Raw genomic sequence first — 25,062 nt, 5'->3', positions numbered from 1 at the left:
TTCGCCCCTGGCCCTCCCCCTTCGCCGACCCCCGCTCGCAGTCCGCGAGCCCCGGTCATCGCCGGCCCGCGAAGAGCGGCCCTCACGGACCAGGAGCGGTGCTCAGCGGGCGAGGGTGGCAGATCGAGGCGCGAAGGGGGCGAGCCCCCTCGGTGGTCGAGGTACGGACGCCGTCGGGCCTGAGCCTCGGGACCGCCGCCACCACCCCACCCGCAGACGCCTCCCCTTCGCCGAACCCCGCTCGCAGTCCGCGAGCCCCGGTCCTCGCCGGCCCGCGAAGAGCGGGCCTCACGGACCAGGAGCGGTGCTCAGCGGGGAGGGTGGCAGGTCGAGGGGCGAAGGGGGCGGCGCGCGAGCCCCTCAGAGACGCGTGATCTCGACCTGTGTCTCGAGACGGGCGACGTCGGCGGGGTCGACCTCGCCGGCGACCGGGCGCAGCACGGCGGCGGCGGACCAGGCGACGCCGGCGCGCAGGGCCCGCTCCCAGTCCGGCTCCCGCGGGCCGAGGTGGGCGGCGAGCGCGGCGGTGAGCGCGTCGCCCGCGCCCGTGGGGTTGCCCCGGACCGGCTCGGGCAGACGGGCGGACCAGCTGGCGACACCGTCCCCGTCGCGGACCGCGAGGACGAGGCCCCGTGCGCCGTCGGAGACGACCGCGCACCACGCGCCGAGGTCGAGCAGGGCGGCCGCGCACGCCCCCGCGTCGAGCGCGTCGTCGCCGAGGCTCTCGCGGGCCTCGGAGAGGTTGGGCTTGGCGAGCAGCCGCCAGCCCTCTCGCCGCGCGGTCTCCAGCGCCACCAGCAGGTCCTCGCCCCGGGCGTCGGCGACGAGCGCGCAGCCCGCGCCGGCGCCGATCCGCAGCAGCCGGGTGACGACCCCGTCGGGCGACCCGGGCGCGACGGACCCCGAGACGACGAGCGCGTCGGCCCCGTCGCACGCCCGCGCGAGCGCCTCGACGAGCGCGTCCCACGTCTGCGACGGCGGCGCCTCGCCCTCCTCGTTGAGCACCGTCGCCTCGCCGTCGGAGTCGACGGCTGCGACCGACCGTCGCGTCGGCACCGGGCTGGGGACGAGCACGGCGGGCACCCCTCGACGGGCGAGATCGGCCTCGAAGGTCGCGGCGCTCTCCGGACCGACCGCGAGGATGGCGGTCGCGGGCACGCCGAGCGCGGAGGCGACCGCGGCGACGTTGACCCCCTTGCCCCCTGCGCGGGCGGTGACGCGGGTGAGGCGGTGGCTCTCGCCGGCGACGACCCGGCCGACGTGGCCGGTGACGTCGAGCGCGGGGTTGGGCGTGACGGTGACGATCATGGGGCGCTCCTCACGAGGTCGGCGGCCAGGCACGCGGCACCGAGCGCCCCGGCGCGGTCACCCAGGGCGGCGGGGGCGACCTCGAGGTCGGTCCGCCCGGGCAGGCGAGCGGCGAGCGCGGAGCGAAGGGGGTCGAGCAGCAGGTCGCCGGAGAGCACGAGACCGCCGCCGACGAGCAGCAGACGGGTGCCTGCCGCGGAGATCACGGGTGCGAGCACGAGCGCGAGGTCCTCGACGGCCCGCTGCCAGATGTGCACCGCAGCCGGGTCGCCCTGGGCGACCGCACCGGCGAGGTGCTCGGAGTCGCGCTCCTCACCGCTCGCGGCGCTCCACGCGCGACCGAGCGCCGCCGCGCTCGCGACGGCCTCGAGGCACCCCTCCGCCCCGCAGCCGCACACCGGCCCGCCCGGGCGCACGACGACGTGACCGACCTCGCCGGTCCACGGCGACCCGGCGACGACCTGACCGCCCGTCATCTGGGCCGCGGCGATGCCGGTGCCCAGGGGGAGGAAGACGACGTCGTCCACACCGCGCGCGGCCCCCAGGCGGTGCTCCGCGAGCAGGCCAGCGCGCACGTCGTGGCCGCTCGTCACCGGTACGTCGAGGTGCTCGGCGAGCAGCTGGGTGAGGGGCAGGTCGCTCCAGCCGAGGTTCGCCGACCACCGGGCGATGCCGACGACCTCCTCGACCAGGCCCGGCACGACGACCGCGAGCGCGCCCGCGGGCACCCCGGCCTCGTCCTCGAGGTCGCGGCGCAGACCGGCGGCGACGCGGCCGAGCTCGGGACCCGGACGGCTCGGCGTGGGGACGACCTTCGCGGCGAGCACCTCGCCGTCGCCGTCGACGAGCACGGACTTGATGCGGGTGCCGCCGACGTCGACCCCGACGACGGCGCTGCGGTCGATGGGGTCGGTCACGCGCTCATCGTAGGTGGGCTCAGCGGACCCCGTACCTCGTGCGGAGGTAGGCCACGCGGTCGGTGTTGCCGGCCAGGTAGTCGCGCAGCGGACGGGATCGCTCGAGGTAGTTGACGTACCCGCCGGAGGAGCGCGACCCCAGGGCCGAGTGGGCCGCGTCGACGACGTCGGCGGCCGCCGACCACGCCGTCGCGGAGCTCGACGACAGCCCGAGGTACCACTGCACCGTCGCCGTGTGGGCGCGCCACGGGAAGGCGGTGTCGTCGCGCTCGAGGTCCTGCACCCGGCCGTCGAGCGGGTCGAGGATCGCCGCTCCCGTGCCGCCGCTACGTGCCCGCCGAGCCATCACCCCGACGACGGCCTCGGCCGTGCCCGTCGTCATCACCCGCAGCACGTCCGACCCGGCGTAGAAGCTCTCGCGCGCCGAGGTCGTCCCGCCCCCGAGCAGCCGCACCCCGTCGAGGTAGTCGGTGCTGCGCGTCGACCGCGACGTCGGCGAGACCCCGACGGCGCGCACGAGCGCCTCGGCCTGGGCCGCTTCCTGACCCGCGGCGCACACCCCGACGACCCGGACGCGGACCCCCTTCGAGCCCATCGCCTCGACGTGGGCGCTCCCCCAGACCGACCGGGGCGCCGCGGCCTGCCACCGGGACCACCCGGTGAGGACGCGCACCGCGGCCGAGGTGGGGAAGGTGAGGAAGAAGAAGCCGGTGCGCCGGGTCGCGTGGGTCCGGTAGCGCCACACCGTGACGACGCCCAGGCCGGTCCCGCCGCCGCGCAGCGCCCAGAAGAGGGAGCTGCCGTTCGTCGCGTCGACCCGGTGCACCGACCCGTCGCGGGTGACCACCGTGGCACCGACGACGGCGTCGCTCGTCAGGCCGTGCGCGCGCGAGTCCACGCCCAGCCCGCCGCCGAGGGTCAGCCCGCCGGCGCCGACGGTGGGACAGCTGCCCGTGGGGATCGAGCGACCGCGGGCGGCGAGCGCGGACTTCACCGGGTAGAGGGTCGCCCCTCCCCCGACGCTCGTCGTCGTGCCCGACAGCGAGACCGAGTCGAGCGCGCGCAGGTCGAGGACCATGGCGTCGGTGCGGGTCGACGCACCGACGTAGGAGTGGCCGCCGCCCCGGACGACCGCACGCACGCCGCGGGCGCGGGCGAAGTCGACCGCCTCGCTGACGTCGGCGGTGCTGCGCACCCGCACGACCGCGGCCGGGCTCACGCCGTCCCATCGGGGGTTGAAGAGCCTGCGGGCGCTCGAGTACGCGCTGTCGCCCGGGGTGAGGACGTCACCGCTGATCGCCCGGTCGAGGGCCTCCCAGTCGGCGGCGGTGGTGCGCGTGGTGCGACGCACGAAGGGGGCGGCGACCGCCCCGGTCGTCGCGAGGGTCGAGGTCGCTGCGAGCGCCCCGGCCAGGACCGTCCGGCGGGTGGGAGCGGCGCCGGTGCCGCGCTGCTGGCTCATGCCCCCTCAGACGCCGCAGCGCGCGTGTCGGTTGTGCCGGCGCGCCGAGCGGTCCCGCCGCAGCCGCGACGGCGCGAGGCTCAGCCCTGCTCGGGCAGCCAGGCGATCTCGCCGTGCGCGTAGACGACCTCGCCGGCGGCGCCGGCCCACACGTCAGCCCAGCCGCCCTCGTCCTCGTCGTGGACCCAGGCGGCCCGCTCGTCGGCGAGCACGGCGGAGACCTCCGTCGCCTCGAACCAGCGCGGCGGGCACCCGCCGTGGCCCCCGCACCCGCAGCTCTCGTGCACGAGCCGTGCACCCTCCACGAGGAGGCGGCGCGCGTCGTCGGCCGTGACGTCGTCGCGCACCTTCCGCAGAGGCGCCCCCTCGGGGTCGAAGAGCTCGCCGGCCCGGTTGTACGTGCCGGGGCGCACGGCGTGCCTCCCGGTCGTCGAGGCCTCCTGCTCGCTCCACGTGGGCTGGCGGACCATCTCGGCGAAGGTCGGCCGGTCGTGGCGACGGCTCATGACAGCGCCCTCAGCGCCAGGCCGGCTGGGGCGGAGCCACCGGGGCCGGCGCGGTCGGGCGCGGCACGACGGTGCGCTGCACGCCGAGGCGCCGGGCGAGCAGGAGCAGCGCGGTCGTCGCGACGGCGACGGCGACCCACGACACGAGCGTCGCGGCCCACGTGCTCGTCGTGCTCGTGTCGATGAAGCTCGCGGCGAGGTCGCCGAAGAGGATCGCGTAGCCGATGGCGAAGAGGTTGTTCACCGCGTGGAGCACGACGGCCGCCTCGAGGCCGCCGGTGCGCCAGGTGAGGATGACCATGCCCGTCGCCATGCCCATGAGGTCGAGGAGCACCCACACGTCGAGCGAGCCGTGGGCGAGGGCGAAGAGCGCCGAGGAGACGAGGACCGACGCGACGAGGGCGGCCCAGCGGTGGCGGAAGGCGGCGCCCATCTGCTGCATGATCCAGCCGCGGAAGAGGTACTCCTCGCCCGCGCTCTGCAGCGGCGTCGTGAGGAGCATGAGGACGAGCAGGAGGACCCAGTGCTCGGGCCGCTGCGCGGCGTCGCCGAGCCCGCCGCCGGCCGCGCTCGTCGGCAGCACGGCGCTGACGAGGACGACGTACCCGCCCCACAGGGGCACGAGGAGCAGGGCGCACCAGCCCGCCCAGCCCCACCGGAAGCGCCCGACGACCGAGGACAGGAAGCCCGGGCGCACCCGGTGCACGAGCCACGTCGTCAGGCCGGCGAGCGGGATGAGCGCGGCGAGCATGAGGTTCTGCGTCGCGAAGACGAAGGGGTCGTCCATCCGCAGCATCGCGCTCTCGTCGGCCAGGACGGCGTCGAGGTCGCCCCCTGAGATGACGACGAGCCCGATGACGAGGACGATCCCGAAGCCGATGGTGATCGCGAGGAAGCCGGCGAGCACGGTGAGCAGCGCGACGACCGGCCGCCACCACGACTGCCCCGGGCCGGTGAGCGCGAGGTGGTACTCGGCGCCGTCGGCGAGCACCGGGGGCGCCGGGGCGGGCGGGGTCCACTGCGGTGCGGGCTGCATCTGCGGGTAGGCCTGCTGCGTCATGCCCCTGATCCTCCCCCGCCGACCTGGGCGTGGGCATCAGACCAGGGGATGGGTCGGCCCGACCCTAGGGTGGAGGCCGTGACGACCCGCGCCGCCCTGCACCACCGCACGACGTACCGCTTCGCCGAGCCGGTCCACCTCTTCCCCCACGCGATCCGCCTGCGCCCCGCGCCGCACGCACGCACCCCGGTCTCGGGCTACGAGCTGCGGGTCGAGCCGGCCGAGCACGTCCTGCGGTGGCACCAGGACCCCTTCGGCGGGTGGGTCGGCCAAGTCGTCTTCACCGCCCCCGCCGACGAGCTCGAGGTCACGGTCGACCTCGTCGCCGACCTCACGCCGGTCAACCCCTTCGACTTCTTCGTCGAGGACTACGCGAGCACCGCCCCCTTCGCCTACCCGGCCGACCTCCACGACGACCTCGGGGCCTACCTGCGGCCCGTCGACGACGGGCCGCGCGGGTCGGGCCTGTCGCAGGAGTCGACCGCGTGGGTCGAGTCGACGATCGCCGGGGCGATCGGGGACGAAGGGGGCGAGCTGCCCGTCGTCGAGCTGCTCGTCCGCCTCAACCGCGCGGTGCGCGCGCACGTCGCCTACTCGACCCGGATGGAGCCGGGGACGCAGGCACCGCACGAGACGCTGGAGCGCGCCGTGGGCTCCTGCCGTGACTCGTCGTGGCTGCTCGTCGCGGTGCTCCGTCATGCCGGCCTGGCCGCGCGCTTCGCGTCGGGCTACCTCCTGCAGCTCCAGACCCCCGGTGAGGACGGCCCGTCGCGCGACAGCGCCGAGCTGCACGCGTGGGCCGAGGCCTACGTGCCCGGAGCGGGCTGGGTCGGGCTCGACCCGACCTCGGGGCTGCTGGCCGCCGAGGGGCACATCCCGCTCTCGTGCACGCCGCGCCCGAGCAGCGCCGCGCCGATCACCGGGACGACGACCCCGGCGGAGGTCGACTTCTCCTACGAGACCACGCTCACCCGCCTCGACGCCGGCTGAGCGCCGGGGTCAGCGCGCTGCCGGGCTCGTGACCCCCAGCGGGGCGACGTCGAGCTCGTCGGCGAGGGCGCCGAGCCGCTCGAGCTGCTCGTCGCCGTAGGGCACGCCCTCCCACTCGGCCCGGGCGGCGGCGGTGACGGCCCGCAGCCCCGGCGTCCGCGCGTCCGGCCCGCTCGCGACGACGCGGTCGACGAGCTCCTGGGCCCGGGCGGCGAGATCGACGCCCTCGGCCGGTGCGACGGCGATCATCATCAGGCTCACGCCCTGGGTCTCGTCGTGGCGGGTCGGCAGGCCGACCTCGTCGCCGAAGCGCTCGCCCCCGGCGAGCACCCCCGTGAGCAGCTCGAGGGCGATGCTCAGGCCGAAGCCGCGGTGCCCGCCGATCGGCTCGAGCAGCCCGGTCGACCACAGCGACGGGTCGCGCGTGGGCTCGCCCTGCGCGTCGCGCAGCACCCCCTCGGGCAGCTCCTCGCCGCGCTCGCGGTGCAGGTCCATCTGCCCCGTCGACATCGTCGTCGTCGCGGTGTCGTAGAGGACCCGGCCGTGCTCGCCGGCGGGGGCCGCGACGGCGTGCCCCATGTTGCTCACGACGCGGCGGGTGCCGCCGGGGGCGGCGACGAGCGGCGGGCCGTTCGTCACGGCGATGCCGAGCATGCCGGCTGACGCCGCGAGGTCGGCGTAGTAGCCCATCGCCGCGGCCGAGGAGGTCCGCCGCACCGAGACGGCGCCGACGCCGAGCGCGCCGGCCTTGGCGACCGCGCGACGCATCGCGTCCGTGCCCGCGACCTGGCCCCACCCGTCGCATGCGTCGAGCACCGCGTAGGCGGGGCGCTCGAGCACGGGGACGACCGGTGCGGTGGCGTCGGTGCCCCCGGCGCGGACCCGGGCGACGCACTGGACGAGCTTGCTCGACACCCCGTGCGCCGGCAGGTCGTGCGCGTCCGCCCAGACGAGGCCGTCCGCGGTCCAGCCCGCGTGCTCGACGGACATGCCCACGGCCCGCAGGGCGTCGGCGGCGAAGCGGTGAAGCTCGCCGAGGGCGACGCGGCGGCTCATCGGTGCACCAGCGCCCGGCGCAGGAGGACGACGACGAGCACCGAGCCGACGGTGCCGACGAGCAGCACCGGCGCGAGCATCGGCACGCTCGCGAGGAGACCGGCCATCGCCGCGGCTCCGACGACGAGCCCGAGGAGGATGAGCGCCGAGTGCCGGACCGCGCGCACGCCGTGCCCGGAGACGAGACGGATGACGACGGTCGTCAGCGTGCCGGTGAGGTAGGTCGTCGACAGGCCGGAGACGCCGAAGCGCTGGATCGCGCTCGACTGCAGGCCGAGCGCGGCCGCCGCGGCGGCGAGCATCGGCAGGAAGGCGGCCCGGGGCGGCTCGGCCCCGAAGCCCCACCACGCGATGCTCACCCCGGCGAAGAGGACGAGCTCGACGACGAGGGCGACGGTGACGGCGCGCGGCCACACCGGGTCGCCCGGTGCGGCGGTGCCGGCGATCCGGGCGCCGAGCGCGGCGCCCGCGACGAAGGCGCCGATGGCGACCGCGGTGAGGAGCATCTCCGACCCGTCGCCGTGGGCGGCGGCGACGCCGAAGAGGACCATGTTGCCCGTCATGACGCTCGTGAAGGCGTTGCCCAGCGCGAGGAAGCCCAGCGCGTCGGTCGCGCCGCTGGCGATCGCGAGGACGACGACGAGGCCGGCGCGCAGCTGCTCGCCGGCGGCGCGACGCTCGGCGTCCTCGCTCGCGGGCGGCGCCGGCAGCGGGTCGGCGGGACGGGTGCTCTCGGGTGTGCTCACCCGAGCATGCTCCCAAACCCGGGCGCGCCGGGGTCGGGTGGATGTGCACGACGATCAGGCCGTATTCGTGTGCATCTTGACCGTGGTGACGACCCCCCGGCCGCACCTAGCGTCGTCGTATCGCACCAGGGCCGCAGCGAGAGCACCGGCCCCCGTGAAGACGTCGAGGAAAAGGTGATCGTCATGGCAGATCTGCTGTCGAAGGAAGACTTCCGCGCCGCGCTCGAGGACGCGATCAAGGGCCGCGAGGCCTCGACCGCGTCGTTCAGCCAGGCCTGGGCTGACGGCAAGCTCGAGCGCAAGCACTTCGCCCGCTGGGCGGAGAACCACTACCACTACGTCGGCCCCTTCGCCGACTACCTCGGGCTGGTCTACGCCAACACCCCCGAGACCCACCAGGACGCCAAGGACTTCCTCCTGCAGAACATGTACGAGGAGGAGCTGGCCGACATCCGTCACACCGACCTGCTCATCCGCTTCGCGGAGGTCTGCGGCACGACGAAGGAGCGGGTCGAGGACCCGAGCAACATGAACGCCGTGACCCGTGGCCTGCAGGCGTGGTGCTACATGGTCGCCTCCCGCGAGCACTACGTCGTCGCGACGGCGGCGCTCATCGTCGGCCTCGAGTCGCAGGTCCCGCAGATCTACAAGAAGCAGATCGTCCCCCTTCGCGAGACGTACGGCTTCGACGAGGACGAGATCGAGTTCTTCGACCTCCACATCACCTCTGACGAGGTGCACGGCGAGCGCGGCTACCAGATCGTCCTCGAGGGGGCCGACACCCCCGAGCTGCAGCAGCGCTGCCTCGAGTACGTGCGGATCGGCGCCGAGATGCGCTTCAGCTACACCAAGGCCCTCTACGACAGCTATGTCGCCGAGGACCTCGGTCGGGTCGCCGCCTGACCGAGCCGACAGGGCGGGCGCCGGGTCACGGCGCCCGCCCTCGTCGCACCCTTCGGCCGGTACCCGGCCCCGAGATCACCGAGGAGCACCCCATGGGCCAGTGGCACGACGTCGCGAGCGTCAAGGACCTCAGCCTGCGCAAGAAGAAGGCCGTCGAGGTCGACGGCACCCCCGTCGCCCTCTTCTGGGTCGGCGGCAAGGTCTACGCGCTCAACGACATCTGCGTCCACGAGGAACGCCGCCTCAGCAAGGGCACCCTCCTCTTCGGCAAGGTCATCTGCCCCGGGCACCAGTGGAAGTTCGACCCCGAGACCGGCGAGCCCGACGACCAGGACGGCTGCCAGCCGACCTACGCGGTGCGCGTCTCGGCAGACGGCGCCATCTCGGTGAGCCTCGACCCCGCCGACAAGACCGAGCTCTCCGGGCTGGTGCCGGCATGAGCGCCCACCCGAGCAGCGTCGTCGTCGTCGGCGGCGGGCAGTGCGCGGCCGTCGCCGTGCGCACCCTGCGCCGCAAGAAGTACGAGGGCCCGGTCCTCGTCCTCGCCGGCGAGCCGCACCGCCCCTACCAGCGCCCGCCGCTGTCGAAGGACTACCTCGCCGACCCCGCCGCGAGCGTCGACCTCCTGCCGCAGGACTGGACGGACGGCAACGACGTCACCGTGCGCACCGGCGTGACCGTCGAGCGCGTGGAGGAGGGCGAAGGGGGACCCGCCGGGTCTCTCGTCGTCGTCACCGCCGACGGGGAGCGCATCCCCGCCGGCGCGGTCCTCCTCGCCACCGGCGGCACCCCCCGCGAGCTGCCGGGCGCCCCGGCCGGCGAGCGGGTCCACTACCTGCGCACCCGCGACGACGCCGACCGCCTGCGCACCGCGATGGCCGCGGCCCGCTCGCTCGTCGTCGTCGGCGGCGGCTTCATCGGCGCCGAGATCGCCTCGACCGCCCGCGACGCGGGCCTCGAGGTCACCGTCGTCGAGGCGGCCGAGCAGCCCATGCAGCGCGCCCTCGGCGACCGGCTCGGGGCCGTGTGCTCGCGGCTGCAGCGCGAGCACGGCGTCGACCTGCGGCTGAGCACCGGCGTGGAGTCCCTGCGCGAGGAGCCCGACGGCGTCGTCGTCACGACGAGCGCGGGCGAGGTGCGCGCCGACCTCGCGGTCGTCGCCATCGGCATCGTCCCGAGCACCGAGGTGGCCGAGCGCTCCGGCATCGCCTGCGGCGACGGCGTCCTCGTCGACGCGAGCTGCCGCACGAGCATGGCCGGGGTGTGGGCCGCGGGCGACGTCGCCTGCCAGGAGCACCCCCAGGCCGAGGGCCGCGTGCGCGTCGAGCACTTCGACAACGCGAGCAAGCAGGCCTCCGTCGCCGCCCAGTCGATGCTCGGCGTGCAGACGACCAACAGTGACGCCCACTGGTACTGGTCGGACCAGTTCGGCGCCAACCTCCAGGGCGTCGGGCACCCCCGGCCCGACGACGAGATGGTCGTGCGCGGCGACCTCGAGGGCGAGCGCTTCACGGCGTTCTTCCTGCGGGACGGCGCGGTCGCGGCGGTCTTCGCCCTCAACGACGAGGACACCGTGGGCCTGGCCCGCGAGCTCGTCACCATGCGTCTCGAGGTCCCCCGCGAGCTCCTCGCGGACCCCGAGCGCGACCTCTTCGACGCACTGGAAGGAGCGGCGACGTGACCCGACTCAAGGGCAACTTCATCGGTGGGGAGTGGGTGTGGCCGGGCTCAGGGGCATCCTTCGAGCGCACCAACCCCGCCCGACCCGACGAGCTCGTCTCCATGGCCCCGTGCTCCAGCGCGGCCGACGTCGACGAGGCGATCACCCATCTCGCCCAGCACCGGCACGAGTGGGCGGCCACGGCGCCGGAGAAGCGGGCCGACGTCCTCGTCGCCGCGGCCGACATCCTCGCCGCCCAGGCCGAGGAGCTCGCCGTCGAGCTCGTCCGCGAGGAGGGCAAGACCCTCGCCGAGGCGCGGATGGAGGCCACGCGCACCCCGCAGAACCTGCGCTTCTTCGCCGGCGAGGCGCTGCGGATGACGGGAGAGACCTTCCCCACCGGCGACGGCTCGCTCGTCTTCACCCGCCGCGGCCCGGTCGGCGTCGTCGCCGCGATCACGCCGTGGAACTTCCCCCTCAACATCCCCTCGCGCAAGCTCGGCCCGGCGCTCGCCGCCGGCAACGCGGTCGTCTTCAAGCCCAGCGAGATCACCCCCCTCATGGGTCAGCGGCTCGTCGAGGCGCTCGTCCAGGCCGGCGTCCCCGGCGGCGCGCTCGCCCTCGTGCACGGGCACGCCGAGGTCGGCCGCGCCATGGTCGCCAACGACGACGTCCACGCGGTGACCTTCACCGGGTCGACCGCCGTCGGCACCGCGATCCACGAGGTGAGCGGGCCCGAGGTGCGCACCCAGCTCGAGATGGGCGGCAAGAACGCCCTCGTCGTCCTCGACACCTCCGACCTCGACCGTGCGGTCGGCATCATCGCGAAGGGGGCCTTCGGGCTCTCGGGGCAGGCCTGCACCGGCACCTCCCGCGTCGTCGTCCACGAGGCCGTCGCCGACGAGCTCGTCCGACGTCTCGCGGAGGTCGCCGAGGCCGCCCGGGTCGGCAACGGTCTCGACGACGGGGTCACCTTCGGCCCCCTCGCGAACGCCGCCCAGGTCGACAAGTTCCAGCACTACGTCGACGGCGCGGCCGCCGAGGGCGCCCGGCTCGTCACCCCCGGTGACGAGCGGGCCGAGCCCGCCGGCGGCGGGTACTTCGTGCGGCCGACGATCTTCCGCGACGTCGACCCGCTGTCGGCCCTCGCGCAGGAGGAGATCTTCTCCCCGGTCCTCGCCTTCATCACCGTCGGCTCGTACGACGAGGCGGTCCGGGTGGTCAACAACACCGAGTACGGCCTCTCCGCCGGTCTCGTGACCTCCGACATCGGCCAAGCCATCCGCTTCGCCGACGACGTCGAGACCGGGCTGGTCAAGGTCAACCAGGCGACGAACGGCATGGCGATGAACGCCCCCTTCGGCGGCATGAAGAACTCGTCGACGCAGACCTTCAAGGAGCAGGCCGGCGCCTCGATGATGACCTTCTACACGACCGACAAGACCGTCTACTTCACCCCCTGATCGCGAGGCCACCATGACCGAGAACATCGAGCAGTCCACCGACGCCGCCAGCACGGAGGTCGTCTTCCACAAGGTGTGCCGCAGCGGGCAGGTCCCCGAGGGCTACGTGCGCCGCTTCTACGTCGACGAGCTCGAGTGCGCCGTCGCCCGCCTCGGCGGCAAGGCGTACGCGACGAGCAACTACTGCACCCACCTCGACTGCCTGCTGAGCAGCGGCAAGCTCCAGGACGACGGCATCCGCTGCTCGTGCCACGGCAGCGTCTTCGAGCTCGAGGGCGGGCAGCCGATCTACCCGCCGGCCACCGAGCCGATCGCCGTCTACCCCGTGCGCGAGGACGAGGGCGAGATCTACGTCGGCGTCAGCCAGGCTGACATCGAGCACGGCGGCCCGCGCCGTCGCAAGCCGCGCGACTGATGACCGCTCCCGTCGCCGTCGCCCAGGACAAGCAGGTCGTCCTCGGGCGGCAGGCCGCGGTGAGCGCGAGCCACCCGCTCGTCACGGCGGAGGGCGCGCGCGTCCTCGCCGAGGGCGGGACGGCGGTCGACGCGACGCTCGCGATGGCCGCGGTGAGCTGGGTGGCGCTGCCCGGCCAGTGCGGCATCGGGGGCGACGCCTTCGCCGTCGTGCGCGAGCCGGACGGCCGCGTGTGGACGGTCGGCGGGAGCGGGTACGGCCCCGACGGGGCCGACCTCGCCTTCTTCCGCGACCGCGGGCACACCTCGATCCCGCTCACCGGCCCCCTGTCGGTCACGGTGCCGGGCGCCCCCGCGGCGCTCGGCGTCCTCGCCCGGGAGGCCACCCGCCCCTTGTCACAGCTGTGGGCCCGCGGCATCGACCTCGCGCGGCACGGCTTCGCGTGCACGGCGAAGAACCGCTACGACATCACCGAGCGGCGCGAGCCCCTGGCCGCCGACCCGTCGACCGCGGCCTGCTTCCTGCCCGACGGCCGGGTGCCGGAGGTCGGACGGCTGCTCCACCAGCGCGACCTCGCCGACACCCTCGACGTCCTGGCCGACGACCCCTTCGCGATGTACACGGGCGAGCTCGCCGAGCGGACGCTGGACTTCCTGCGCGCCGGCGGAGCCCCCTTCAGCGGGCAGGAATGGGCGCTCGGCGCCCAGGTCGAGCCCGCTCCGGCGATCACCGGGACGTACCGCGGGCTCACCGTGCACCAGACGCCGCTGCCCTCGGCGGGCTGGATGATGCTCCACCAGGCCGCCCTGCTCGACGGGCTGCTCGCCGACGGCGACCTGCTCGACGCCGCCTCGGTGGCCGCGCTCGCCGGTGCAGCCCGGGCCGCCTTCGACGACCGGTACGCGCTCGTCGGGAGCGACACCGACGCCTGGCGCCAGCTGCTCGACCCCGAGCGCGTCGCCCGTCAGCGCGCGGGTCTGACGACGGCCGGACCCGTCCCCGCCTCCCCCGACGGCGACACGACGAGCATGGTCTGCGTCGACGCCGAAGGGAGGTCCGTGAGCTTCATCCACTCCCTCGCCTTCACCTTCGGCGCCCGGATCACCGTGCCCGGCACCGGCGTCGTCCTCGGCAACCGGCTCGGCCGCGGCGCCTACCTCGTCGAGGGCCACCCCAACGAGGTGCGTCCCCGGCGCAAGCCCCTGCACACCCTCAACGCCTGGGTCGCCGACGACGCCGACGGGCTGCGTCATGTCGGCAGCTGCCCCGGAGGGGACGGCCAGGTGCAGTGGAACATGCAGGTGCTCAGCCACCTCGTCGACCACGGGCTCGACCCCCAGCAGGCCGTGTCGCTCCCCCGGCTCAGCGTCTTCCCGGGCTCGGACGCCGACGTCGTCGGCTCGCCCGCCCAGATCCGGGTCGAGGCCGGGCTGGGCCCTCAGACCATCGCGCGGCTGCGCGCGGACGGCCACGACGTCGTCGAGACCCCGGTGCAGGTCTTCGGCCCCGGCGGCTCGGCCATGGCCATCTCGAAGGACCCCACGACCGGCGTGCTCTCCGCAGGCGCCGACCCCCGCATGGAAGGCATGGCGATCGCATGGTGACCCCGCTGCCCGCACCTCCTCGCCCGCAGGGGCGCTACGTCCCCGCGAGCCGGGCCGGTGACCTCGTGACGACCGCCGGCATGACGCCGCGGGTCGACGGGACGCTCGTCGTCACCGGTCAGGTGGGCGGCGCCGTCGACCTCGACCGCGCCCGCGAGGGCGCCGCGATCGCCGCGCGCAACGCGCTCGTCGCCGTGCTGTCTCAGGCCGGTGACCTCGACGGGGTCGCCGGCCTGCTGCGGATGACGGTCTACGTCAACGCCGTGCCCGGGTACACCGAGCACAGCGCCGTCGCCGACGCCGCGACGGACGCGCTCGTCGAGCACCTCGGCGAGCGGGGCCTGTGCGCCCGCTCTGCCGTCGGCGTCGCGAGCCTGCCCGGCGACGCCCCGGTCGAGGTCGAGCTCACCGCTCTGCTCCGGGCGGGCGCCCCCTGACCGTCCGCGGGCAGACGCCCGACCCGGGCTGACGAGGCGGCGCCGGCGAGCGCCCGCCGGCACGCAGAAGCCCCCGCACGCCGGGCGACCAGGGGGTGCTCGTCCGGTGTACGGGGGCGGCTCTCGGCTCTCCGGCCTTGGCCGGTGGGATCAGGCCCGGAGGTCAGACCGGCGGGTTCTGCTCCATGTGACGCGCGAAGGCCTCGATCGCCGCGGCGCCGACGGCCTTGTCCTGCTCGCCGTTGCCGCCGGAGACGCCGATGGCGCCGACGATCTGGCCGTCGAACTCGAGCGGGAAGCCGCCGACGAAGATGGCGAACTTGCCCGGGAGCATGTGGCTGATGCCGAAGGCCTCGTTGCCGGGCAGGGCGGGGCCGTCGGGACCCTCGTTGAACTTGTGCGTCGGGCGCTCGTGGCCGGCGGCGGTGAAGGCCTTGGCGATGGAGATGTCGACGCCGGTGAGCCGAGCGCCGGGGATGCGGTGCAGGGCGATGACGTTCGCACTCTCGTCGACGACGCACAGCGTCTGCTTGACCCCGATCTCCTCCGCCTTGGCGCGGGCCGCCTCGAGCACGGGGAGCGCGTCGTCGAGGGTGATCCGGTAGATGCGGTGCATGAGAGTCCTTCGCTGCGATGGGGGGTCTGACCCCTCGAGCCTGGCCTACTCGCGGGCCGTCCTCAATGGTCACAATGCATGACCTTCGCGGGGTCTGCCTGGCTACACTGCACAGATGAGGGAGACCCCCGTCGACGGCGCCGCCGAGCAGGTCACGCTGCGCTCCGTCCTCGCCGAGCCGCTGCTGCGCTCGGCCTGCCCGATCCTCGACGGGCCGGACGACGCGGTCGTCGACTGGGCCCGGCCCGCGCTCGAGGTGCTCGCCAACGAGAGCGACCTGCACCGCACCGTCGTCGTCGGCGACGACCGCGACCTCTCACCCGCGCACCTCGACCCGCTGGCCCGTCGCGGCGCGGTCGCCGTCCTCGTGCGCGAGCCCGACGAGGAGCGCTGGCGAGCCGCCGGCCCGGGCTCGCCGCTGCCGGTCGTCGGCTTCCGCGCCGGCGCGTCGGTCGACGCCGTCGTGCGGCTCGTCGCCCAGCTCGCGCTCGCCCACGAGAGCCACGTCCTGCGCTACGCCACCCGCGTCCACGAGACCCTCGCCGTGCACCTGCACCGCGGCAGCGGCGTCGAGGCGATCTGCCAGCAGCTCGAGCGCCTCACGGGCTGCGCCGTCGCCTTCCTCGACGCGACGAGCTCGCTGCACGCCGTGGCCCGTGACCAGGAGCCCTGGCTCGACTCGACGACAGCGGGCTCGATCGCCCGGCAGGTCACGGCGCACCCCGGGCGACCCGCCCCCCTGAGCAGCGACCACCACCTCGTCCACGAGCAGCAGGCCGAGGCGAAGGGGATCCCCGTGCACGTCCTCAGCGCCGAGGTGAGCGTCGCCGAGCGCTCGGAGGGCTGGCTGGTCCTCGTCGACGACGACCCGCAGCCCGCCGGGCACGACGTCGCGACGCGCACCATCGCTCTCCAGCAGGCCGTCGGCATCGTCGCCACCGAGATGCTGCGCACCCGCAGCGTCGAGCGCGCCGAGGAGCGCGCCCGCGGCAACTTCGTCCACGCCCTGCTCCACGGCCGCTTCTCGAACTCCGCCGACCTCTCCGCCCGAGCGGCGCACCGCCGCTTCCCCGTCGACCGCCGCTACGGCGTCGTCGTGCTCCAGGCCCGCGGCCTCATCGCCGACAACGACTCGCCCCAGCGCCTGGCCAACATGGCCCGTGAGGCCCTGCGCCTGCGCGGCGCCGAGGAGCGGGCCGCCCTGTCCGCCGTCGTCGGCGACGTCATCGCCGTCGTGCGCGAGGTGGCCCCCGCCCGGCGCTCCGGACACGACAGCGGCACGAGCGAGCTCGCGGGCTACGCCACCGCCCTGCACCGGCGTCTCCAGCCCGAGACCGACCGGGCCATCCTCGTCACCTACGGCCGCCCCGTCGACGGGGCGATGCGCATCAACGAGAGCTATCGCGAGGCGCGCATCGCCCTCGCCCTCGCCGCCCAGCTCGGGGTCGGCGAGCCGGCCGGCTTCACCGACATGCGGGTCTACGCCACCCTGCTCGACCTCGCCCTCGACCCGCGCGGCCGGGCCTACGCGCACGAGCTCGTCTCCCCCCTTCGTGAGGCGAGCGGAGACCTCGACGAGGCCGTCGAGACCTACATCGAGGCCGGCGGCAACCTCACCCAGGCCGCCCGCGACCTCCAGGTCCACCGCAACACGATGCTCTACAAGCTCGAGCGGGCCTCGAAGGCCGTCGCCCAGGACCTGCGCGACCCCGAGACGCAGTTCGCCGTGTGGCTCGCGCTCAAGCTGGACCTGCTCGCGCGCACCGCCGACGCCGTCGGCGACTCCGTCGAGTCGGGCTGACTCAGGCCGCGACGACGACGACGTCGGGCTCCTGCGCCGGGGTGCGCCCGGCGAAGGTCACGCCCAGCGCGACGAGCCCGACGACCGCGGCCCCGACGAAGATCACGCCCATCCGCCCCGACGGCGCGATCATCGCCACCCAGGCCGCGCCGGCCGTCGAGCCCGCGAAGCGGGTGAGGTTGAAAAGACCCAGCCCGGATCCGATCGCCCCCGCGGGCGAGCGCGTCGCCCCGGTGGCCGCCGGCGTCTGGACCATCGCCATCGCGACGCCCGCGAGGAGAAGGCAGACCACGAGCGGGCCGAGCGGCGGCACCTCGGCGCTCACGACGACGGCGCTGGCGACCGCGACGACGACGACCCCGAGCAGACCCAGGCGCAGCACCCCCCGCGGCGACCAGCGCTCGGCGACGCGCCCGACGAGCGGCGCGGAGACGGCCATCATCACGGGCAGCGCGAAGAAGATCACCCCCGCCTGGCTCAGGCTCAGCCCCATCGGGCCGGTGAGCACCAGCGGCGCGGCGACGAGGCTCGTGCCGAGCATGAACATCTGGGCGAAGGCGGCGAAGCAGCTGCGGAAGAAGCGCACCTCGCCGATGAGGCGAAGGGGGATGAGCGCCCGCGGGTTGCCGTAGGAGACCTTGACGAAGCCGGCCAGGAGGAGCACCCCGAGGGCGACGAGCGCGATGTCGACGCGGTGGTCGACGACGGGCTGGCTGAGCAGCGTCGCCCCGAGGAGGACGAGCCCGGCACCACCGGTGAGCAGCACGGCCCCGGGGACGTGGAAGGGCGCCTCGCGCGGCTCGACCCGGGGCACGGCGGCGGAGATGACCGCCAGGGCGATGCCGGTGAGCACCGCGACGAGCACGAAGATCGCCCGCCACCCGAAGGCGTCCGCGACGATCCCCCCGACCGGTGGCCCGAGCGCCTGGCCGACGCCGTTCGCGGCGGCCCAGGCCCCCATGAGGCGGCCGCGCTGCTGCGGGTACACGACGATGAGGATGCCCATGACGAGCGGAGGGATCGCCGAGCAGCCCAGCCCCTGCAGCGCGCGCGTGCCGATGAGGAAGGGCAGGTTGGGGGCGAGCGCGGCGGCCAGCTGCGAGGCGCACATGAGGGCGAGGAAGGCGACGAGCACCCGCTTGCGCCCGAAGCGGTCACCGAGCCAGCCGGTGAGGGGCAGGGTGATCGCCAGCATGAGGCTGAAGGCGCTGACGCACAGCACCGCGTAGGCGACGGGCTCGTCGAAGTCCGCCGCGACCTGACGGAGGGGGACGTTGACGATGTTGTTCGACATCGTGCCGATGATCGTCACGAGGAGGAGGGCGCCGACGGCGAGGAGGGCCGACCGGCGGCCCGGCACGTCGCTGCTCGGCACGGTGCTCCCTTCGCTCCCCTGCGGACCCGCGTCAGCGGAGTTCACGCTCACGATCCTCTCGCCGAAACATCGCCGTAAGAGGACACCTGCACAGTAATTCACGCGCTTGCCTGTGCATCCCTGACGTAGACCACCCGGACGACGTCTCGGCAGGCTTGCCGGCTATTAGCAGCACCGCCCCTCCCTGGTCAGGAGCACTCCCCGCATGATCGACATAACCCTCGCCCACTGGGTGTACGTCGTCGGCATCGTCGCGATCCTCGCGACGATGCTGGCCCGCAAGAACATCATCGTCCCCGCCGTCTTCTTCACGATGCTCACGGCGCTCGCCTTCACCGGCTCGCTGCCGGACGCGCTCGCCGCGATCTTCAACGCCAGCCTCGTGGCGGCGAAGGAGCTCTTCAACATCTTCCTCATCATCGCGCTCGTCACCGCGATGCTCGGGGCGCTGCAGTCGCTCGGGTCCGACAAGCTCATGGTCACGCCCTTCCGCCCGGTCATGCGCAACGCGCACCTGTCCTTCTGGACGATCGCGGTGGCGACCTACCTCATCTCGCTCTTCTTCTGGCCGACGCCGGCGGTCCCGCTCATCGGCGCCGTCCTCGTGCCGGTCGCGATCCGTGCGGGGCTGCGGCCCCTCGCCGCCGGCTTCGCCATCGCGGTCGCCGGTCAGGGCATGGCCCTGTCGAGCGACTACGTCATCCGCGTCGCACCCGGGCTGTCCGCGACGGCGGCCAACGCGAACGCCGACATCATCGCCAACCGGGCGCTCGTGCTCTCGCTCATCACCGGCGGCATCGCGCTCGTCATGGGCTACCTGCTCGAGATCCGCAAGATGCGCCCGGCCAGCCAGGAGCTGCTCACCGAGTGGGAGCTCACCGACAGCGAGGCGATCGTGAAGAACACCGAGGTCGTCGACGCGCCGACCACCGGTCACGGCGTCGCGCTGCGCGAGACCGAGCTCGGCGGAGGTCGCCCCGAGGGGGTCGGCTCGGTCGGGGTGCTCGACGCGCCCGTCGAGCCCGACGAGGAGGTCGCGGGGGTGCCTGGCGTCAAGCGCCGCACCTCGGTCTTCTTCGCCGTCTTCGTGCCGGTGGCCTACGCCGCGCTCATCGCCTACCTCGTCTACAGCCTGTCGCAGGGCGGCAGCGAGGACAGCCTCAAGGGTGGCGACGCGGCTGCCCTCGTCGGCGGCATCGCGGCGATGACGATCTTCTTCGCGACCTTCGCCGAGGGGCGCTCGACCTTCCTCGAGCGCTCGGCCGAGCACGTCACCGACGGCCTCGTCTTCGCCTTCAAGGCGATGGGTGTCGTCCTGCCGATCGCCGGCTTCTTCTTCATCGGCAACGGCGACTTCTCCGGCACCATCCTCGGCGTGGCTCCGGCCGCGGACGGGAGCGTCACCGGACCGAACCTGCTCTTCGACGTCGTGCTCAACCTCCAGCAGCACATCCCCGAGAACGGCTTCGTCACCGCCTTCGGCATCCTGCTCATCGGCCTCATCGCCGGGCTCGACGGCTCGGGCTTCTCCGGGCTGCCGCTCACCGGCGCCTTCGCCGGAAGCCTCGGCCCCGTCGTCGGGGTCTCGCCCGAGACCCTCGCGGCGGTCGGCCAGATGGGCAACATCTGGTCGGGCGGCGGCACGCTCGTCGCGTGGTCCTCGCTCATCGCGGTCGCCGGCTTCGCCCGGGTCAACGTCCTCGAGCTGGCCCGGATGTGCTTCCTGCCCGTGATGGCCGGCCTCGTCGTCTCGACGATCGCGGCCGTCGTCCTCTTCGGCTAGCGCCACCCACCCGCACGTCCCGCACGCCCCCGTCGCCCGACGGGGGCGTGCGGCGTGCTGCCCCCCCTTCGCGCTCGCGCAGGGTCGACCAAACCGGACCGCCCCGGGCTCCGAACCGGGGGTATGCAGGTCGACACGGGCATCTCCCGACGTGATCCGTCGGGTGGGGGTACGTTCCTGCTCGACGGAGCGTCATCGCACCCGGGTCGACAGGTTGGACACGGCATGGACACGACCGACCGTCAGTTGGTCCTCTGTCCGTCGATCGAAGGGAGCACCCCCATGCCTCGTGCACATCGCGAGATCCACACCGACACCCCGCCCCACCGGGTGCACGCGTACCTGGCCGACTTCACCAACGCCACCGAATGGGACCACGGCACGGTGTCGTGCGAGCTCGTCGAGGGGGACGGGAGCCCCGGCTCGGTCTACCGCAACGTCTCCCGCTTCGGCGGCCGCGAGGTCGAGGTGATGTACACCCTCGAGAGGGCCGACTTCCCGCACGTCGAGCTCACCGGGCGCAACGGCTCGACGACCCTGCACGACCGCATCGACGTGCGCGAGCACGGCGCGGGCAGCACGGTCGTCTACGACGCCGAGCTCACCTTGTCGGGCCCGCTGAAGATCGCGACCCCGGTGATGTCCGCCCTCTTCGGCCGTCTCGCCGACCAGACCGAGCGCACCCTCTCCGACGCGGTGGGCTCCCTGTGAGCGCACGCCGCCGCGTCGCGGTCGTCGGCAGCGGGGTCTCCGGCCTCGTGGCCGCCCACGTCCTGTCGCGCACGGGCTCCGTCGTCCTCTACGAGGCCGACGACCGTCTCGGCGGTCACGCCCACACCCAGGACGTCGAGGTCGACGGCCGCGTCGTGCCGGTCGACACCGGCTTCATCGTCCACAACGACCGCACCTACCCGACGCTCCTGCGTCTCTTCGACGAGCTCGGCGTCGAGGCGCAGCAGTCCGACATGAGCATGTCGGTGCGGGCCGACTCCGACGGCGTCGAGTACGCCGGCGGCCAGGGTGCGAGCGGCATCATCCCCTCCGCGCGGATGCTCGCCCGACCGCGCTACCTGCGGATGCTCGCCGAGATCCCCCGCTTCCACGCGGCCGCCCGCGAGCTCCTCGACGCACCGGAGGACGGCGGCACCGGCCCGAGCCTGGGCGAGTTCGTCGCGGCGCAGGGCTTCTCGGCCGACCTGCGGCGCTGGTTCCTCACCCCTCTCGTCGCCGCCGTGTGGTCCTGCGACCCGGCCGACGCCGAGGCCTACCCGGCGCGCTCCCTCTTCACCTTCCTCTCCCACCACGGGATGCTCGGCGTCCTCGGCAGCCCCGCCTGGCGCACCGTCTCCGGCGGCTCGCGCACCTACGTCGAGCGCGTCGCGGCGCGGCTCGACGAGGTCCACCTCTCCAGCCCGGTCGCCTCCGTGCGCGAGGGCGAGGACGGGGTGACGATCACCCTCGCCGACGGCCGCACCGACCACGTCGACGCCGTCGTCGTGGCGACCCACGCGCCGGCCGCGCTGTCGCTCCTCGCCGAGCCGACCGACGCCCAGCGCGAGGTCCTCGGCGCGATCCCCTACTCGCGCAACCTCGCCCAGCTGCACACCGACGAGTCGGTGCTGCCCCGCACCCCGCGGGCGCGGGCGTCCTGGAACTACCTCGTCCCGGACTCCGAGCGCCCCGGCGAGGTCGTCGTCACCTACGACCTCACCCGGCTGCAGCGCCTGCGCACCGGCGACACGCGGCTGCTGTGCACCCTCGGCGGCGTCGACCTCGTCGACCCCGACAAGGTCATCGCGACGATGGACTACGAGCACCCGCTCTACACCGCCGCATCGGTCGATGCGCAGCAGCGGCTGGGCACCATCGGCACCGACCGGGTGGTCTTCGCCGGCGCGTACCACGGGTGGGGCTTCCACGAGGACGGTGCGCTGTCCGGCCTGCGGGCCGCCGAGCGTCTCGGCGCCACGTGGGACGAGACGCCGCGGACGGAGCCCGCGCCGGCGCACCCGGTGCTCCCGCTGATCTACCGCACGACGGTCGAGCACTCGCGGCGCTCCCCCCTTCGCCATCGCTTCTCGACCCGCTCCTACTCGTGGCTCGTCGACCTCGACCACCTGCCCGACCACGGGGCGCTCGCGCGCTTCGAGGCCCGTGACCACATCGGTGACCCCGAGCGCTCGATCCGCGACAACGTCGACCACCTCCTCGCCGAGCACGGCATCGACCTCGAGGGCGGGCAGGTGCTCATGCTGACGAGCGCCCGGGTCCTCGGCTACGTCTTCAACCCCATCACCGTCTACTGGTGCTACCGCCCGGACCGCGAGCTGGCGTGCGTCGTCGTCGAGGTGCACAACACCTACGGCGACCGCCACGCCTACGTCGTCCACCCCGACGAGCGCGGTGACGCCACGGTCGACAAGGAGCTCTACGTGTCTCCCTTCAACGACGTCTCGGGCACCTACCGGCTACACGTCCCCGAGCCCGGCGACGAGGTGCACGTCGCCGTGCGCCTCGACCGCGACGACGAGGCCCCCTTCGTCGCCACGATGCGCGGCCGCGGCACGCCCGCGACGCTGGCCACCGTGCGTCGCATCGCCCGGCGCCAGCCGGCCGAGCCGCTCGCCGTGGCGGCCCGGATCCGCCAGCAGGGCATCGCGCTGTGGGCCCGCCGCCTGCCGGTCCAGCAGCGCCCGGAGCACCCGGCGCAGCCCGGCGTCCTCGGACGCGGCGGGGTCGACCCCGTGCGCTGGCCCGACGTCGCCACGGTGCCGACCGGCCCCCGCGCGGCGGTCGCGGCCCGCGTCACCACCGGCCTCATCCGCTCGGTCGCCCGCTCGCTCGACGTGCGGGTCGCGCTGCCCGACGGCACCGTGCTCGGCGGCAAGGCCGGGCGCACCGACCTGCCGCTGCTGCAGGTGCGCCGCCTCGACGACCTCGCCCGCCGGGTGGGGACGCACGGGCTCATCGGCTTCGGCGAGGCCTACATGGCCGGCGACTGGGAGGCCGACGACCTCACCGCGGTGCTCACCGCCTTCGCCGAGCGCGTCGAGGACATCGTCCCGGCGAGCTGGCAGCGGCTGCGGGCCGCCTACGTCGCCCGCCACCCGAGCGCCGAGGTCAACAGCGTCGAGAACACGCAGTCGAACATCTCGCGCCACTACGACCTGTCCAACGACCTCTTCGCCTCCTTCCTCGACCCGTCGATGGCGTACTCGTCGGCCCTCTTCACGACCCCGGACCCGAGCGAGGCCGACCTCGCCGACGCCCAGGCGGCGAAGTTCGACCGGCTGCTCGACGAGGCCCGCGTCGGCCCGGGCACCCAGCTGCTCGAGATCGGCACCGGCTGGGGCGAGCTGGCCCTGCGGGCGGCTCGCCGCGGGGCGCACGTGACGACGGTGACCCTGTCGACCGAGCAGGCCGACCTCGCCACCCGGCGGGTCGCCGAGGCCGGGCTGTCCGACCAGGTCGAGATCCTCGTGCGCGACTACCGCCTCGTCGAGGGCACCTACGACGCCGTCGTCTCCGTCGAGATGATCGAGGCGGTCGGCCTGGACTACCTCGGCGAGTACTTCGCGACGATCGAGCGCGTGCTGCGCCCCGGCGGTCGCGCCGCGATCCAGGCGATCACCATGCCCGACCACCGCATGCTCGCGACGCGGGACACGTACACGTGGGTGCACAAGTACATCTTCCCGGGCGGGCTCATCCCCTCGCTCGAGGCGATGGACCGCGCGATGGCCCCGTCGGGCCTGCGGGTCGCCGAGGACCTCGCGATGGGCCCGTCGTACGCGCAGACCCTGCGGATGTGGGACGACCGCTTCGAGCGGGCGTGGCCGTCGCTCGACCTCGGCCTCGACGAGACCTTCCGTCGGATGTGGCACTTCTACCTGTGCTACAGCCGCGCGGGCTTCGAGGCGAGCTATCTCGACGTGCACCAGCTGAGCATCGAGCGCGTCGACCAGCGCGTCTCGACCGACGACCTCCAGGAGGCCAGCGCATGACGCACCCCGTCTCGGCAGCGATCGACTCGGCCCTCGACCTCTCGGTCGTGGGCGGGTACACCCGCCTGGGCCTCGCGGCCCGTCGGCGGCTGCCGGGGTGGCCGCCGGACAGCCCCGCCGGCGCGCTCGTCGGGACGCACGTCGTCGTCACCGGAGCCTCGTCGGGCCTGGGCGAGGCGTGCGTGCAGATGCTCCACGACCTCGGCGCGCACGTGCACCTCGTCGTCCGCGACGAGGCGAAGGGGGAGGACGTCGCCCGCGGCGTCGACGCCGGGCTCGCCCGGCTGACGACCTGGCGGTGCGACCTCTCCGACCTCGACGACGTCCGCGACCTCGCCGGGCGGCTGCTCGAGGCGGGGGTCGCGCTGCGCGGGCTCGTGCACAACGCGGGGGCCCTGCCGCCCGAGCGCACCGAGAGCGAGCAGGGGCACGAGCAGACGATGGCGCTGCACGTGCTCGGGCCCGTGCTGCTCACAGACCTGCTGCTGCCGGCGCTCACCGACGACGCGCGCGTCGTCCTCGTGACGTCGGGCGGCATGTACACCCAGGACCTGCCCGTCGACGACCCGGAGTACCTGCGGGGCGAGTACGCCGGGGCCACGGCCTACGCGCGCTCCAAGCGCACCCAGGTCGAGATCCTCGGCGCGCTGCAGGAGCGGTGGGGCGCCCACGGCGTCGCGGTCTACGCGACCCACCCGGGCTGGGCGTCGACGCCGGGCATCACCGCCTCGCTGCCCCGCTTCGAGCGGGTGACGCGCCCGGTGCTGCGCTCGGCGCAGGAGGGGGCCGACACGAGCGTGTGGCTCGTCGCGACCCGACCCCGGCGGGTCGGCGGCGGCCTGTGGCACGACCGGCGCCCGCGGCCGACGGCCTACCTCGGCCGACATGCCACGACCCCGGCCGACCGAGCCCGGATGTGGGACTGGGTCGCCGGGGCCGCAGGGCTGGCGCAGTAG

At 74.3% G+C, this 25,062-nt stretch carries 22 protein-coding genes; 13 read left to right on the top strand and 9 right to left on the bottom strand.

Annotated elements, in window-relative coordinates:
- Window positions 1-360: 360 nt before the first annotated feature.
- From ABIB53_RS14880 to ABIB53_RS14860, 5 genes are all read right to left on the bottom strand, one after another.
- On the bottom strand, window positions 361-1,308 hold the full coding sequence (locus ABIB53_RS14880; protein ID WP_354588742.1) for a 1-phosphofructokinase family hexose kinase: 948 nt from the start codon (window positions 1,306-1,308) through the stop codon (window positions 361-363).
- Window positions 1,305-2,225: an ROK family protein gene (locus tag ABIB53_RS14875; RefSeq protein ID WP_354588741.1), complete on the bottom strand. Its 921-nt coding sequence runs from the start codon at window positions 2,223-2,225 to the stop codon at window positions 1,305-1,307. Before ABIB53_RS14875 ends, ABIB53_RS14880 begins: the two co-directional genes overlap by 4 nt.
- Window positions 2,226-2,244: 19 nt before the next feature.
- Complete coding sequence (locus ABIB53_RS14870) at window positions 2,245-3,687, bottom strand: FAD-binding oxidoreductase (protein WP_354588740.1); 1,443 nt, start codon at window positions 3,685-3,687, stop codon at window positions 2,245-2,247.
- An 80-nt stretch (window positions 3,688-3,767) separates the two neighbouring features.
- On the bottom strand, window positions 3,768-4,193 hold the full coding sequence (locus tag ABIB53_RS14865) for a hypothetical protein (RefSeq protein WP_163562458.1): 426 nt from the start codon (window positions 4,191-4,193) through the stop codon (window positions 3,768-3,770).
- Window positions 4,194-4,203: 10 nt separating this feature from the next.
- Window positions 4,204-5,253: a CPBP family intramembrane glutamic endopeptidase gene (locus tag ABIB53_RS14860; protein ID WP_123092567.1), complete on the bottom strand. Its 1,050-nt coding sequence runs from the start codon at window positions 5,251-5,253 to the stop codon at window positions 4,204-4,206.
- A gap of 78 nt (window positions 5,254-5,331) precedes the next feature.
- On the opposite strand from ABIB53_RS14860, the gene ABIB53_RS14855 reads away from it, so the two are divergent.
- Window positions 5,332-6,243, top strand: coding sequence for a transglutaminase family protein (locus tag ABIB53_RS14855; protein WP_354588739.1), 912 nt, complete (start codon window positions 5,332-5,334; stop codon window positions 6,241-6,243).
- A gap of 9 nt (window positions 6,244-6,252) precedes the next feature.
- On the opposite strand, the gene ABIB53_RS14850 is transcribed toward ABIB53_RS14855, so the two are convergent.
- Window positions 6,253-7,299, bottom strand: a complete 1,047-nt coding sequence (locus ABIB53_RS14850) for an Ldh family oxidoreductase (protein ID WP_354588738.1) — start codon at window positions 7,297-7,299, stop codon at window positions 6,253-6,255.
- Window positions 7,296-8,045 (bottom strand): DUF1275 family protein, encoded by a 750-nt coding sequence (locus ABIB53_RS14845; RefSeq protein WP_354588737.1) that lies wholly within the window; start codon window positions 8,043-8,045, stop codon window positions 7,296-7,298. The genes ABIB53_RS14850 and ABIB53_RS14845 overlap by 4 nt, the downstream gene beginning before the upstream one ends.
- Before the next feature lie 183 nt (window positions 8,046-8,228).
- Between ABIB53_RS14845 and ABIB53_RS14840 the strand changes: the two genes are divergently transcribed.
- The 7 genes from ABIB53_RS14840 (at window position 8,229) to ABIB53_RS14810 (ending at window position 14,527) form a co-directional block, all read left to right on the top strand.
- On the top strand, window positions 8,229-8,948 hold the full coding sequence (locus ABIB53_RS14840) for an iron-containing redox enzyme family protein (protein WP_123092602.1): 720 nt from the start codon (window positions 8,229-8,231) through the stop codon (window positions 8,946-8,948).
- Window positions 8,949-9,040: 92 nt separating this feature from the next.
- Window positions 9,041-9,388, top strand: coding sequence for a Rieske (2Fe-2S) protein (locus tag ABIB53_RS14835; RefSeq protein WP_201464769.1), 348 nt, complete (start codon window positions 9,041-9,043; stop codon window positions 9,386-9,388).
- Entirely contained in the window at window positions 9,385-10,629 is a 1,245-nt protein-coding gene (locus tag ABIB53_RS14830; protein WP_354588736.1) for an NAD(P)/FAD-dependent oxidoreductase, read from the top strand. Before ABIB53_RS14835 ends, ABIB53_RS14830 begins: the two co-directional genes overlap by 4 nt.
- Entirely contained in the window at window positions 10,626-12,071 is a 1,446-nt protein-coding gene (locus tag ABIB53_RS14825) for an aldehyde dehydrogenase family protein (protein ID WP_354588735.1), read from the top strand. Before ABIB53_RS14830 ends, ABIB53_RS14825 begins: the two co-directional genes overlap by 4 nt.
- Window positions 12,072-12,084: 13 nt before the next feature.
- Window positions 12,085-12,486 carry a Rieske (2Fe-2S) protein gene (locus ABIB53_RS14820; protein WP_201464767.1) on the top strand — a complete coding sequence of 134 codons (402 nt, stop codon included), beginning with the start codon at window positions 12,085-12,087 and terminating at the stop codon, window positions 12,484-12,486.
- Entirely contained in the window at window positions 12,486-14,090 is a 1,605-nt protein-coding gene (locus ABIB53_RS14815) for a gamma-glutamyltransferase family protein (protein ID WP_354588734.1), read from the top strand. Before ABIB53_RS14820 ends, ABIB53_RS14815 begins: the two co-directional genes overlap by 1 nt.
- The gene (locus ABIB53_RS14810; protein WP_354588733.1) at window positions 14,084-14,527 is read left to right on the top strand and encodes a RidA family protein; all 444 of its coding nucleotides are present in this window, start codon (window positions 14,084-14,086) and stop codon (window positions 14,525-14,527) included. The genes ABIB53_RS14815 and ABIB53_RS14810 overlap by 7 nt, the downstream gene beginning before the upstream one ends.
- A 163-nt stretch (window positions 14,528-14,690) precedes the next feature.
- On the opposite strand, the gene ABIB53_RS14805 is transcribed toward ABIB53_RS14810, so the two are convergent.
- Window positions 14,691-15,143, bottom strand: a complete 453-nt coding sequence (locus tag ABIB53_RS14805; RefSeq protein ID WP_123092576.1) for a GlcG/HbpS family heme-binding protein — start codon at window positions 15,141-15,143, stop codon at window positions 14,691-14,693.
- A gap of 115 nt (window positions 15,144-15,258) precedes the next feature.
- Here ABIB53_RS14805 and ABIB53_RS14800 point away from each other — a divergent pair, with 115 nt between their 5' ends.
- Window positions 15,259-16,944: a PucR family transcriptional regulator gene (locus tag ABIB53_RS14800; protein ID WP_163562457.1), complete on the top strand. Its 1,686-nt coding sequence runs from the start codon at window positions 15,259-15,261 to the stop codon at window positions 16,942-16,944.
- Window position 16,945: 1 nt separating this feature from the next.
- On the opposite strand, the gene ABIB53_RS14795 is transcribed toward ABIB53_RS14800, so the two are convergent.
- Window positions 16,946-18,364 (bottom strand): MFS transporter, encoded by a 1,419-nt coding sequence (locus tag ABIB53_RS14795; RefSeq protein WP_354588732.1) that lies wholly within the window; start codon window positions 18,362-18,364, stop codon window positions 16,946-16,948.
- Window positions 18,365-18,524: 160 nt separating this feature from the next.
- On the opposite strand from ABIB53_RS14795, the gene ABIB53_RS14790 reads away from it, so the two are divergent.
- From ABIB53_RS14790 to ABIB53_RS14775, 4 genes are all read left to right on the top strand, one after another.
- Window positions 18,525-20,102: a hypothetical protein gene (locus ABIB53_RS14790; protein ID WP_354588731.1), complete on the top strand. Its 1,578-nt coding sequence runs from the start codon at window positions 18,525-18,527 to the stop codon at window positions 20,100-20,102.
- Window positions 20,103-20,384: 282 nt separating this feature from the next.
- Window positions 20,385-20,813 (top strand): SRPBCC family protein, encoded by a 429-nt coding sequence (locus ABIB53_RS14785; protein WP_068271563.1) that lies wholly within the window; start codon window positions 20,385-20,387, stop codon window positions 20,811-20,813.
- Window positions 20,810-24,106 (top strand): DUF1365 family protein, encoded by a 3,297-nt coding sequence (locus ABIB53_RS14780; protein WP_354588730.1) that lies wholly within the window; start codon window positions 20,810-20,812, stop codon window positions 24,104-24,106. The genes ABIB53_RS14785 and ABIB53_RS14780 overlap by 4 nt, the downstream gene beginning before the upstream one ends.
- A complete protein-coding gene (locus ABIB53_RS14775) occupies window positions 24,103-25,062 on the top strand; it encodes an SDR family NAD(P)-dependent oxidoreductase (protein ID WP_354588729.1) in 960 nt (319 codons plus the stop codon). Before ABIB53_RS14780 ends, ABIB53_RS14775 begins: the two co-directional genes overlap by 4 nt.

The organism is Janibacter sp. UYMM211 (assembly GCF_040547045.1).
In the GTDB taxonomy this organism is placed as follows: Bacteria; Actinomycetota; Actinomycetes; order Actinomycetales; family Dermatophilaceae; genus Marihabitans; species Marihabitans melonis.
Note: the sequence above shows the minus strand (reverse complement) of the source record. Positions and strands in the feature narration are given on the sequence as shown.

What these genes read in the sequence shown, in the direction of transcription:
- ABIB53_RS14800 (WP_163562457.1), top strand. Translation starts at nt 15,259, where the DNA reads ATGAGGGAGACCCCCGTCGACGGCGCCGCCGAGCAGGTCACGCTGCGC.
- ABIB53_RS14850 (WP_354588738.1), bottom strand. Translation starts at nt 7,299, where the DNA reads ATGAGCCGCCGCGTCGCCCTCGGCGAGCTTCACCGCTTCGCCGCCGAC.
- ABIB53_RS14835 (WP_201464769.1), top strand. Translation starts at nt 9,041, where the DNA reads ATGGGCCAGTGGCACGACGTCGCGAGCGTCAAGGACCTCAGCCTGCGC.
- ABIB53_RS14820 (WP_201464767.1), top strand. Translation starts at nt 12,085, where the DNA reads ATGACCGAGAACATCGAGCAGTCCACCGACGCCGCCAGCACGGAGGTC.
- ABIB53_RS14805 (WP_123092576.1), bottom strand. Translation starts at nt 15,143, where the DNA reads ATGCACCGCATCTACCGGATCACCCTCGACGACGCGCTCCCCGTGCTC.
- ABIB53_RS14785 (WP_068271563.1), top strand. Translation starts at nt 20,385, where the DNA reads ATGCCTCGTGCACATCGCGAGATCCACACCGACACCCCGCCCCACCGG.
- ABIB53_RS14790 (WP_354588731.1), top strand. Translation starts at nt 18,525, where the DNA reads ATGATCGACATAACCCTCGCCCACTGGGTGTACGTCGTCGGCATCGTC.
- ABIB53_RS14810 (WP_354588733.1), top strand. Translation starts at nt 14,084, where the DNA reads ATGGTGACCCCGCTGCCCGCACCTCCTCGCCCGCAGGGGCGCTACGTC.
- ABIB53_RS14880 (WP_354588742.1), bottom strand. Translation starts at nt 1,308, where the DNA reads ATGATCGTCACCGTCACGCCCAACCCCGCGCTCGACGTCACCGGCCAC.
- ABIB53_RS14870 (WP_354588740.1), bottom strand. Translation starts at nt 3,687, where the DNA reads ATGAGCCAGCAGCGCGGCACCGGCGCCGCTCCCACCCGCCGGACGGTC.
- ABIB53_RS14860 (WP_123092567.1), bottom strand. Translation starts at nt 5,253, where the DNA reads ATGACGCAGCAGGCCTACCCGCAGATGCAGCCCGCACCGCAGTGGACC.
- ABIB53_RS14830 (WP_354588736.1), top strand. Translation starts at nt 9,385, where the DNA reads ATGAGCGCCCACCCGAGCAGCGTCGTCGTCGTCGGCGGCGGGCAGTGC.
- ABIB53_RS14865 (WP_163562458.1), bottom strand. Translation starts at nt 4,193, where the DNA reads ATGAGCCGTCGCCACGACCGGCCGACCTTCGCCGAGATGGTCCGCCAG.
- ABIB53_RS14840 (WP_123092602.1), top strand. Translation starts at nt 8,229, where the DNA reads ATGGCAGATCTGCTGTCGAAGGAAGACTTCCGCGCCGCGCTCGAGGAC.
- ABIB53_RS14775 (WP_354588729.1), top strand. Translation starts at nt 24,103, where the DNA reads ATGACGCACCCCGTCTCGGCAGCGATCGACTCGGCCCTCGACCTCTCG.
- ABIB53_RS14815 (WP_354588734.1), top strand. Translation starts at nt 12,486, where the DNA reads ATGACCGCTCCCGTCGCCGTCGCCCAGGACAAGCAGGTCGTCCTCGGG.